This is a genomic window from Helicobacter sp. 23-1046, from assembly GCF_053654635.1.
Window position 1 is genome coordinate 865,557 of sequence record NZ_JBSIUS010000001.1, and the last position, 11,479, is coordinate 877,035.

Here is an 11,479-nt window from a genome sequence, read left to right on the forward strand (position 1 = left end):
TTCTTGCTCCTTAAAAAAGATTTTGTAATGCCCGCTCTTGCTGTATCTTACCCGCATTTGCGCTTTTTGTTTTGATTATTTGCGTTTTGCAGGGGATTTGTGCAAGATTTTGGCATTTACAGGCGAGATTTTACTCCCTATACGCGACATTATTTGTCGCGTTGATATACTTTTAAAGTATTTTTTTGTATAGCTACACTAATTTTCTACAATTTCAGCTTCAATGATTTCGCCCTCTTTTACCCATTCATCAAATTTTTGACTTTGTGTTTCAAAGGATTCTAGCTCATTTTGTGTGGATTCAAGTGCGTTTTTTAGCTCATTATAGCCACTGAAAAGTTCGTAGAATTTATCGCTATTTATCGTGTCTAAAATCTCTTTCATTTGAGTTTCAAGCATATTAGCGATTTTAGATTTTGCCTTTTGAAATTCTTGTTCTTTTTCGTGCTGTTTATAGCTATCCCACACTTCAAGCGCGAGTCCCACACCAGCTAATGCGGTATTAGCTCCTTTTGCAAGATTTACTGCTCCCCACGGCTTAAAATTCAATGCTGTGCCGACATTTATGCCTATTTTTTCAAGTCCTGTTTTTAGCAAATCTCTAGCAGCTAAAACATTTTGAGAATTTATAGCACCTGATTTTTGTAGCCACTCTACGCCTTGCTTACCATAGCTACTGATTGCTTTTTCAAAGTCGCCTTTCTCTGCGTCAAATCGCTCGATACTCGTTCGCAAGTCATTGATGACAGAATGCGTGTGGCGTTGAAATTCATTTTGAATTTTTGCACTTATTAGGCTTCCCTCGCTGCCGATTTCGCCCTGCATAAAATCGCCAAATGTCTCCAAACTCGTCCCATTTACCTGCTTAATCAAATCGTTAAAATATTCCGTTACAAAGCCACGAAGCGCAATTTGCGCATCGTTCATTTTGTCATTTGTCCGTAACATATCCTTTTGTAATGCTTTTGCGCTCTCATTTAATCGTTGCATATCGCCTTTGATTTTTCCTTGTAGCGATATAGCACTAGGCAGTTGCCTCCCCACAATGTCGCTTAAAATGCTTTGTTGAGATTCAACCAAAATAGATTCCAACCCACCATTGCGCTTAATGCACTCTGTGGTGGCATTTTGGAGCGAATCTATATGGGAGAGTTTTTCAAACTCATCTTTATTTGCTAACCACGATTCAAGTCCTTTGCCAAAAGGATTTGCCGATACGGCTACGATTTGCAAGTCGCTTTTTTCACTTTGATTTAGATTTATCGCATCTTGCAGATTTGGGATAATGTGTTTCTCTTTTTTAATCGTAAATGATTGCTCAAATTCCCTATCATCGCTCATATCCGCCACTTCGTCAAATTTGCTTAGCACAAAAATCGTTCTAGGCAGTAGATTTAGTGTGCGAAATAGCCACTCCAAATCATCTTTGTGGCTTTCTTTGATAGGATTTGTGGGATTCATCACATACAAAATTATATCCGCTTCGCTTACGAATTTTTTGGTAATGTCTTTGTATTTTTCAGCATTTACGCCCATTCCCTTTTCTTTAAATCCAAAAAGCCCGGGCGTATCGACAATCTCTACTTCATTGTCTTTTGTATCATAGACAAGCACTTCATTGCTTGACTCTGCGCTATCGATTTTCCCCAAAACTTCGCCTAGCCACGCCGAAGCGATAGAAGTTTTACCCTCGCTAAATCCTCCCACAAGCACGACTTTTAGTTTACGCTGATTTATTTTCTCTTTTGCTTTTTGTAGCTTTTCTAAACCGCTATCTACGCTAACGCCAAATAGCTCAAAATCCCTGCCTTTTTCTAAAAATCCTTGCAGATTGTTTAGCTTTGCTTCGCCTTGCTCTTTTTGCCTTTTAAATTCTTGTTGTGTTGTCATTTTTTACTCCTTAATTTTTTTACTTAACCGCCACGATTTTTGCCACAAAATTACATTTTCCTTTACAAACCTCCCTCTATTTTGATTTGCTCTGCAAGTGGCAAAACTTCATTTTCCCGCAGTTCGCCAAAAAATTCACTTGCTTCTTGTATAGGCTCTATGCTTAATGACAGATTATCTTGGATATCTTCTATATAGGGTTGTAAGTTTTGCTCGATATTATTTTTTATGGATTCATTGACCTTTGTTTGCATATTGCCACAAATATTACGCAAATTTGTATCAACCGCTTTGCGTTGTTCGCTCATTTTGTAATCATCGCTAAAAAATTTCCACACAGATTTGACTGCACCTACAACAATACCAACCGCACTCATAACAACTGCTGCAATAGCAAGAGCACCTGCTGCAGCCCAACCAGCAGGATTCCAAAGATTTGCTGCTGTCATTGTGATAGCTAGACCAATAACACCAACCCCAGCACCAATAAGCCCAGCCGTATTTAACCCGTTATCAATGTTGATGCTTAGATTTGAATCAAAATCATTATTTAGCGTTAGATTTTGAAAATCTTTAGCGATATTGCCTATACGCCTTTGTAAGTTTTCTATCTCTACTTCAATATCTTTGCCAAATTGTTTTTGCTCTTTTTCAAACGCTTCTTTAAATTTATCATTAAGCGATTGTTGTTGAGATTCCAAAACAGCTTTAAATTTGTTTTTAAAGCTATCATCACTGACATTGTCATCAATGTAGTCATACATTATATTTTGAACCGAACCTCTAAAAGCCCTTATCACGCTATCACTAGCCACTTCAAAGTTGCTTTTTGCACTATCTAATATACGCTCTATTTTGTGGCACGAATCCTCCACTTCTTTGGCGCATTTGTCGTATAAATCGCTATAAGTTTTATGCACAAATTCAAGCGTCTCATTCATACCAAGTAAGATTCTATGTGCCTTATTAAAGTTTGACTTTTTGATTTTTGCACCCACATTTTGCGCCAAATCATCGCTGATAAATTTCGCAAAGTCCAAAAATAGGCTTTTTTCTAACAACTCATCTTTTGAATATTTTGCGATAAATTTCTCTCTTTTTTGCGCTAAATCCTTTGCCTTTGTCGCCTCATCTTTTGCATTTTGGGGCAAATCTACGCTTATCATTTTGTCCCCAAGCGCGTAAAATGCCACTTGTGCGCTTAAAGTTTTGCGCCCTGCGTAGTGCTTTTGTTCGTTTGAATCTAGCGTTTGTGTCATTATCTTATCCAAATCATTTAAGCCACTCTCATCGCTAGTTTGGATTATCGAATCTGATAGTTGCATAAGGTTTGTAACGGATTTGTTAAAAATACTAAAGACTTCCGTTTGCGCGCCTAAATGCTCTTTGATTTTTTCAATCGTGCCTTTTGGTTGAGTGCCTTTGGATTCGCCACTTGGGCTATCGCCTTTTTGCGGTGGCTGTGGATTTCGCGTGATATAAAATACACAATGCGCCTTTTTAGTCGCCTTTAATATTTCATCAATCACAGCATTTTCCTTGCCCTCAATACCGGGCACATCTAAAATGTCAAACTTCACGCCATTATTATCAAAATGATAAGTTTGACTTTTTTGCGTGAAATCCGCCCGTCCATCGCCGATAATCACGCCATCGCTACAATCTATCATCTTTTTAAGCGCGTTTGATTTAAGATATGGGGCAAAAAACGCGAAAATCTTACCTAAAAATGCCTCGCTGTAATATTTGAACGCTTCATAGCTTTTATCAAACTTTGCGCGTGAATCTTGCTTGGTTGATTCACCAAAATAAATCCGCAAAGATTCGATGATAGTGGATTTACCCGCATTTGTCTCGCCATAAAATGCGATTGTAAAAGTATTAAACTCTGCGACATTTTTGTAATCTAACGCACTTTTTGTGGCATTTGCTTCAAATTCGCTTATTTGTTTGCGGACTTCTTGCAACTGCTTTGCGCGACTTTGCGCTTCCAAACTATCATCATCGCTACTTGCACCCACGCTATCAGCACTAATGCTATCCGCGCTATCTTTCATATCCTGCAATTTCTCTAGCACAAAGTCATAGACTTTGCTTGGCTCTATTTTTGACATTTTTGTCTCCGTTAGTTTGTATTTTTTTGTCATTTTTTCTCTTTCTGCCGTCCCTAGACTAAATCAGTCTGCCAAAAATCCTAAAATCCTAGTTTATACTCATCGCGGAGTATTTGCGCTGCCATTGCGAGACGAATCGTAGATTCTGCTAAATCCCTGCATTTTACTCACTCCCCGTGTCAGCATTTGTCGCTTTGATATACTCTAGGAGCATTTTTTGGAGTTTTTCTTGTAGCTGTGTGGGGGAGATGATTTGGGCGTGTGGTAGCCAGCTTTTGACAAAATTTATCACTTCATCATCAAAGGCATATTGCATTTGTAGCGTTAGATTTTGATATGAATCTTTTATGATAGAGAAGTTTGCTCCCAAATTTTTGCGCAAAAAATGTGTCCTAGCTTTTGGCGTGGCAAGCAGGATTTTCGCGGTTTTGGGGGTGGTGGTGAGATAGGCGGTGGAGTTTAGATTAGATTTTAGTAGTGTTGTTACTTTTTGGCTAGGGGCAAACGCTTCTTTTGTGTCGATTAGATTTTTGATTTTGGATAGGGCGAAATGCTTTAATTTACGCGACTCGCTCGCTAGCAGATACCAAATCCCTTGAATATGCACTAGCTTGTAGGGCTTTGCTACTCTAGGCTTTAGGCTATAAGTGAAGTGGAGTATGTGGTGGAGATCAATCGCTTCTTTGAGTGTCTCAAAGAGCTGTGTTTGAGGCTTTTCAAAATGTCCTTTGGCAATGTGTAGGGACTTCTCATCATCATCTAGCAAATCATAGACAAAAAACTCATCTAGCGTGGGGTAGAGTGCTTCTATCCCGCTGATAGAGGCAAATCGCTTGATAGATTTGGGATTTACACTCCCCCCCCCCCGTAATAATCTAGCTGATATGTGCCTTTGTCATATTTGATACTTAGCAAATTTGCTATGTGAGATATATCTCGCTGTATCGTGCGAAGTGAAGTGCCAAACTCACTCGCTAGTAAGTCTGCCTTGATACACTCGCCCTCATAAAGTCGCTTTAGGATAATGATAAGTCTAGTGGAGAGAGAATCTTTGGAGTTGCTAGAATCGCTATGGGGCTTTGGTTTTTTTAGAGTTGGTTTGTTTTGTGTTGGTTTGCTTTGTGGTTTTGGAGGATTTGTAGTAGCGAAAGTCATTTTACCCCTTTTGATTGTGCGTGCAAAGTCGTTTGGATTTAGTGAAAATTTGGCAAGATTGTAGCTAAAATTGGTTAGATTTTAGTTTGATTCTCACAATATTTTGGCAAAAATCTTGCGTGGTGTATTTGGTTGGCTCAAGACAACTTAAGCGGTTGATTCTTATCAATTTTAGCAAGATTTTATACAAATCTTGCTTTTGTATTTTGACATTTCAATGCTGCTGCTAGCCTTGTATCTAAATTCTGTCTCTTTTAAGTGAAGCAAAAAATTCTCTTTTTTGATTCCTTTAAATTTGCTTAATCTATGCTTTGCATAACCCATTGTGCTTGCAGTTAAGAGTATTAGCGAAGCAAAAATAGCTTTCATCAATTTCAATTTCGCTTTGTATTTTAAATATTTTTTTCATACTCTTGTGCGATTAAGATTCTAATATTTTTACAAAATTTATCACACTTTTCATCGATAATTTTTTGTAAAATCTTACAAATTTTTGCAATTTTACAGCCTCAATATCAAGACTTCTTGCAAGGCTACGAGTGTAAGCGAAGTAGAAAAATATTTAATGATCTTTTTTGAATCTCTCTTGTTTTTGATTCTCTTAGTTTCTTAAATTCTTGCAAAGTTTTTTATTATGTGGTGATATACTTGTTTTTCATCGTGTGCATCATAACTTAAGATTCCTTTGTTAGAGTTTAAGTTGGATTGAGCCAAAAAACTAATAAGCAATAAAAATAAAGTAAATGAGCTAAAAGAATACAAGTAGTCTCTAAGTAGTTTTCCCCTAACCCTGCATCGACCTACATTCCCACACTTGCAAAGTGCAGTATCATCAGCGAAGAGGAGCTTAACTGCTAGGTTCGGAATGGAGCTAGGTGTGTCCTCCTCTCTATAGACACAAGGAAAAGGGGAATAAAGGCACTTTTTTAGAATCTCTTTTTTTAAAATTTTGCCCTTATTTCCATTTTCCTAATGGGGGAAACAACAACTTGACAACCTACATACATAAGTTATCAATCACTGTAATAGCCTAAAAAAAACTACACCTAAACTTTATTGGTGTAAAATGATACACTCAATAAGGCAGTAATTAGAATACTTAAGACTTAATAAAGAAATAAGCCAAACGGTCTATTAGTAGTAGTCAGCTAAACACATTACTATGCTTACACACCTACCCTATCAAGCAGCTAGTCTTGCTGCGACCTTCAGGGAGAGTTCATCTTGGAGTTGGCTTCCCGCTTAGATGCTTTCAGCGGTTATCACATCCACGCGTAGCTACGCAGCGATGCTCTTGGCAGAACAACTGCTACACCAGTGGCGTGTCCATCCCGGTCCTCTCGTACTAGGGACAGCTCTCCTCAACTCTCCTGCGCCCACGGCAGATAGGGACCGAACTGTCTCACGACGTTCTGAACCCAGCTCGCGTACCGCTTTAAATGGCGAACAGCCATACCCTTGGGACCTGCTCCAGCCCCAGGATGCGATGAGCCGACATCGAGGTGCCAAACCTCCCCGTCGATGTGAGCTCTTGGGGGAGATCAGCCTGTTATCCCCGGGGTACCTTTTATCCTTTGAGCGATGACCCTTCCACACAGAATCACCGGATCACTATGACCGACTTTCGTCTCTGCTCGACTTGTTTGTCTCGCAGTCAGGCTGGCTTATGCCATTACACTCTGCTTGCGATTTCCAACCGCAATGAGCCAACCTTTGCAAGCCTCCGTTACTTTTTAGGAGGCGACCGCCCCAGTCAAACTACCCACCAGACATTGTCCTGCTAGAGGATAACTCTAGCCAGTTAGCCCACAGAAACATTAAGGGTGGTATCTCAAGGACAGCTCCATCTCCACCAGAGTAGAGACTTCAAAGCTTCCCACCTATCCTGCGCATAATGCTCCCATGTGCAGTGCCAAGTTGTAGTAAAGGTCCACGGGGTCTTTCCGTCTTGCCGCGGGTAGGAGGAATTTTCACCTCCACTACAATTTCACTGAATCTCTCTTTGAGACAGCTCCCATCTCGTTACGCCATTCATGCAGGTCGGTATTTAACCGACAAGGAATTTCGCTACCTTAGGACCGTTATAGTTACGGCCGCCGTTTACTCGGGCTTCAATTCAATGCTTTGGGTTGCCCCTGACAAATCCTCTTAACCTTCGAGCACCGGGCAGGCGTCACACCTTATACTTCCTCTTACGAGTTTGCAAAGTGCTGTGTTTTTGGTAAACAGTCGGGAGGGACTCTTTGCTGAGACCTATTGCTAGGCACACCTTATCGCGAACTTACGGTGCTAGTTTGCAGAGTTCCTTAAAGAGAGTTCTTTCACGCGCCTTAGAATACTCATCTCATCTACCTGTGTCGGTTTGCGGTACGGGCAATAGTAGCTAAACTTAGAAACTTTTCTTGGCACGACGGTATCAGTGATTCTCCCCGCTATCCGAAGACTTTGGAGAGCCTTTGAGGTTTGACATACAGAGGCGGATTTGCCTATCCTCCAAGCTGCACCCTTAGACTAGCACTTCCATCAGCTAGCTCACCTAACCCTATGCGTCCTTCCATCGCACACTACTATTGGTATTGGAATATTAACCAATTTTCCATCGACTACCCATTTCTGACTTGTCTTAGGACCCGACTAACCCTACGATGACGAGCATCGCGTAGGAAACCTTAGACTTTCGGCGAAGTGGATTCTCACCACTTTTATCGCTACTCATTCCTGCATGCTCACTTCGCATCGCTCCACCACTTCTTGCCGATATGGCTTCAACGCTGATACGAACGCTCTTCTACCACTCTATGCACCAGCATAGAATCTACAACTTCGGTGTCTATCTTAGCCCCGTTATATTTTCTGCGCAAAATCACTAGACCAGTGAGCTGTTACGCTTTCTTTAAAGGATGGCTGCTTCTAAGCCAACCTCCTGGTTGTCTAAGTAACTTCACATCATTTTCCACTTAGAATAGAACTTTGGGACCTTAGTTGGTAGTCTGGGTTGTTCCCCTTTTGACGATTGATTTTATCACCCACCGCCTGACTCCCAAGATAAGGCAATAGGTATTCGTAGTTTGACAGGGGTTGGTACCGCGGTGAGCAGCCCTAGCCCAATCAGTGCTCTACCCCCTATTGCTATCACTTGAGGCTATACCTAAATATATTTCGAAGAGAACCAGCTATCACCAAGTTTGTTTGGCCTTTCACCCCTATCCACAACTCATCCCAACCCGTTTCAATGGGCACGAGTTCAGTCCTCCATAAGCTGTTACACTTACTTCAACTTGGTCATGGATAGATCACTTGGCTTCGGGTCTGCAGCATCTGACTTAACGCCCTATTAAGACTCGCTTTCGCTATGGCTTCGCGTGTGCTTAACCTTGCCAGATACCACAACTCGCAGGATCATTATGCAAAAGGCAGTCCATCACCCTGATAAATCATAGGGCTCTGAATGATTGTAAGCAAATGGTTTCAGGTTCTATTTCACTCCGCTACCCGCGGTTCTTTTCACCTTTCCCTCACGGTACTTGTGCGCTATCGGTGTGATAGTAGTATTTAGGGTTGGAGGGTGGTCCCCCCAGCTTCAGCCCGGATTTCACGTGTCCTGGCTTACTCTGGATACTGCTACCTAGCAATGTCTTTTCGCATACGGGATTATCACCCTCTATGATGAGCCTTTCCAAACTCTTCTGCTAAGATATTGCAGTGGATATTGCAGTCCTCAACCCCGAGTGCAAGCACTCGGTTTGCCCTTATCCCCGTTCGCTCGCCGCTACTAAGAGAATCTCGTTTGATTTCTTTTCCTCTAGCTACTGAGATGTTTCACTTCGCTAGGTTCGCCCCTTAATCGGTAATGCGCATCACTACGCATTGGGTTGCCCCATTCGGAAACCTACGCATCAAAGCTCCTTGACAGCTCCGCGTAGCTTTTCGCAGTCTAGTGCGTCCTTCATCGCCTCTATCACCCAAGGCATCCACCATTTGCCCTTACAAAGCTTATGCCTTCATTATTGAGTATTCTAAAATTACTGCCTTACTGAGTGTATCGTGTGATTCAAGTATGATTTATATCACACCCAAACCCGCCAGCAGAATCCATACGGAACTAGATATATGCCGACCACCTACATCACAATAAAACAGGCTATTGTAGTTTTAATTTACTTAGGCTATTAACAATGATAAGTTAAATAACACGACTTTTACAAAGCCTAATGCAAATCTTACAAACACACATTCATTCAACCTCTTTGGGTTGAGATTCTCTATGAGATAAAACTTGCATTAAACTTTGAATAAACAAACCTTAGAATCTAAGCTAAATAAGTTAGCCAAATCCTCCACTTGCAATATGGTGGAGAATAGCGGGATCGAACCGCTGACCTCCTGCGTGCAAAGCAGGCGCTCTCCCAGCTGAGCTAATTCCCCTCACAATCTTAATAACAAACCACTAGGTGCTTTATTACAAAATGTCATTTTCTGGTGGGCTTAGGAGGACTTGAACCTCCGACCTCACCCTTATCAGGGGTGCGCTCTAACCACCTGAGCTATAAGCCCCTATGCTAACTTTACATTGAGATGATCTCTGAAAACTAAGCAAGAAACAAAGAGGTGCACTAAATCTCTAACTTTTTTGGTTTGGATAAAACAAATTACCCAAACAATTCTCTAGAAAGGAGGTGATCCAACCGCAGGTTCTCCTACGGTTACCTTGTTACGACTTCACCCCAGTCGCTGCATCCGCCGTGGGCGGTAACCAATTTAGTATCCCGACTTAAGGCGAATACAACTCCCATGGTGTGACGGGCGGTGAGTACAAGACCCGGGAACGTATTCACCGCAACATTGCTGATTTGCGATTACTAGCGATTCCAGCTTCATGTAGTCGAGTTGCAGACTACAATCCGAACTGAGAGGCGTTTTGGAGATTTGCTCCATCTCGCAATATTGCATCTCTTTGTGCGCCCCATTGTAGCACGTGTGTAGCCCTAGGCGTAAGGGCCATGATGACTTGACGTCGTCCTCACCTTCCTCCTCCTTACGAAGGCAGTCTCCCTAGAGTGCTCAGCCGAACTGCTAGCAACTAAGGACGAGGGTTGCGCTCGTTGCGGGACTTAACCCAACATCTCACGACACGAGCTGACGACAGCCGTGCAGCACCTGTTTTCAAGCTCTGGCAAGCCAGCACTCCGCTATCTCTAGCAGATTCTATCAATGTCAAGCCTAGGTAAGGTTCTTCGCGTATCTTCGAATTAAACCACATGCTCCACCGCTTGTGCGGGTCCCCGTCTATTCCTTTGAGTTTTAATCTTGCGACCGTACTCCCCAGGCGGAATGCTTAATGCGTTAGCTGCATTACTGCAAGGACGAGCCTCACAACAACTAGCATTCATCGTTTAGGGCGTGGACTACCAGGGTATCTAATCCTGTTTGCTCCCCACGCTTTCGTGCATGAGCGTCAGTAATGTTCCAGTAGGTCGCCTTCGCAATGAGTATTCCTCTTGATCTCTACGGATTTTACCCCTACACCAAGAATTCCACCTACCTCTCCCACACTCTAGAATAGCAGTTTCAAATGCAGTTCTATGGTTAAGCCATAGCATTTCACATCTGACTTGCTATCCCGCCTGCGCACTCTTTACGCCCAGTGATTCCGAGTAACGCTTGCACCCTCCGTATTACCGCGGCTGCTGGCACGGAGTTAGCCGGTGCTTATTCGTTAGATACCGTCATAATCTTCTCTAACAAAAGGAGTTTACAATCCTAAAACCTTCATCCTCCACGCGGCGTTGCTGCTTCAGGGTTCCCCCCATTGAGCAATATTCCCTACTGCTGCCTCCCGTAGGAGTCTGGACCGTGTCTCAGTTCCAGTGTGTCCGTTCACCCTCTCAGGCCGGATACCCGTCATAGCCTTGGTGAGCCATTACCTCACCAACAAGCTGATAGGACATAGGCTAATCCCATAGCGAAAAACTTTCCCCCGTAGGGAGTATCTAGTATTAATCACCGTTTCCAGTGGCTATCCCAGACTATGGGGCATATTACCTATGCGTTACTCACCCGTGCGCCACTAATCCACCTCTAGCAAGCTAAAGGCTTCATCGTTCGACTTGCATGTATTAGGCACGCCGCCAGCGTTCACTCTGAGCCAGGATCAAACTCTCCATAAAAAACTATGGAAGTTTGAGCCAAAATATAAAATAATGACGCAAACTCTCCATAAAAAATGGGGAGTTGGAATCTAAATCAATAGAGCCAAACTCTCCAAAATTGTAGATTCCCTAAATAAATCAAAGAATCTGTTTTTAGGTTAGTTGTCCTAG

4 protein-coding genes, 2 tRNA genes, 3 rRNA genes and 1 pseudogene are annotated in these 11,479 nt (G+C 42.3%); all 10 read right to left on the bottom strand.

The genetic code is table 11. The features are described 5' to 3' along the window. Nucleotides 1-198: 198 nt before the first annotated feature. Complete coding sequence (locus ACWIUJ_RS04240; protein ID WP_454169181.1) at nt 199-1,890, bottom strand: LeoA/HP0731 family dynamin-like GTPase; 1,692 nt, start codon at nt 1,888-1,890, stop codon at nt 199-201. A gap of 62 nt (nt 1,891-1,952) precedes the next feature. Beyond that, on the bottom strand, nt 1,953-4,004 hold the full coding sequence (locus ACWIUJ_RS04245; protein ID WP_454169183.1) for a hypothetical protein: 2,052 nt from the start codon (nt 4,002-4,004) through the stop codon (nt 1,953-1,955). A gap of 163 nt (nt 4,005-4,167) precedes the next feature. Further along, on the bottom strand, nt 4,168-4,770 hold the full coding sequence (locus ACWIUJ_RS04250; protein WP_454169185.1) for a WYL domain-containing protein: 603 nt from the start codon (nt 4,768-4,770) through the stop codon (nt 4,168-4,170). An 83-nt stretch (nt 4,771-4,853) separates the two neighbouring features. Further along, on the bottom strand, nt 4,854-5,159 hold the full coding sequence (locus tag ACWIUJ_RS04255; RefSeq protein ID WP_454169187.1) for a hypothetical protein: 306 nt from the start codon (nt 5,157-5,159) through the stop codon (nt 4,854-4,856). Nucleotides 5,160-5,393: 234 nt separating this feature from the next. Further along, a pseudogene (locus ACWIUJ_RS04260) lies at nt 5,394-5,489 on the bottom strand (IS1595 family transposase); the annotation flags it as partial. 457 nt (nt 5,490-5,946) lie between these two features. After that, a 5S ribosomal RNA gene (gene rrf, locus ACWIUJ_RS04265) occupies nt 5,947-6,062 on the bottom strand. A 210-nt stretch (nt 6,063-6,272) separates the two neighbouring features. Continuing rightward, nucleotides 6,273-9,158, bottom strand: a 23S ribosomal RNA gene (locus tag ACWIUJ_RS04270). A gap of 350 nt (nt 9,159-9,508) precedes the next feature. Continuing rightward, nucleotides 9,509-9,584 (bottom strand) — tRNA-Ala (locus tag ACWIUJ_RS04275). A gap of 52 nt (nt 9,585-9,636) precedes the next feature. Next, nucleotides 9,637-9,713, bottom strand: a tRNA-Ile gene (locus ACWIUJ_RS04280). A gap of 115 nt (nt 9,714-9,828) precedes the next feature. Then, nucleotides 9,829-11,326, bottom strand: a 16S ribosomal RNA gene (locus ACWIUJ_RS04285). The 16S, 23S and 5S rRNA genes sit together here with 2 tRNA genes alongside, the layout of an rRNA operon. Nucleotides 11,327-11,479 lie beyond the last annotated feature (153 nt).

Coding starts and splice junctions, on each gene's coding strand:
- ACWIUJ_RS04240 (WP_454169181.1), bottom strand. CDS start 1,890: ATGACAACACAACAAGAATTTAAAAGGCAAAAAGAGCAAGGCGAAGCA.
- ACWIUJ_RS04245 (WP_454169183.1), bottom strand. CDS start 4,004: ATGTCAAAAATAGAGCCAAGCAAAGTCTATGACTTTGTGCTAGAGAAA.
- ACWIUJ_RS04255 (WP_454169187.1), bottom strand. CDS start 5,159: ATGACTTTCGCTACTACAAATCCTCCAAAACCACAAAGCAAACCAACA.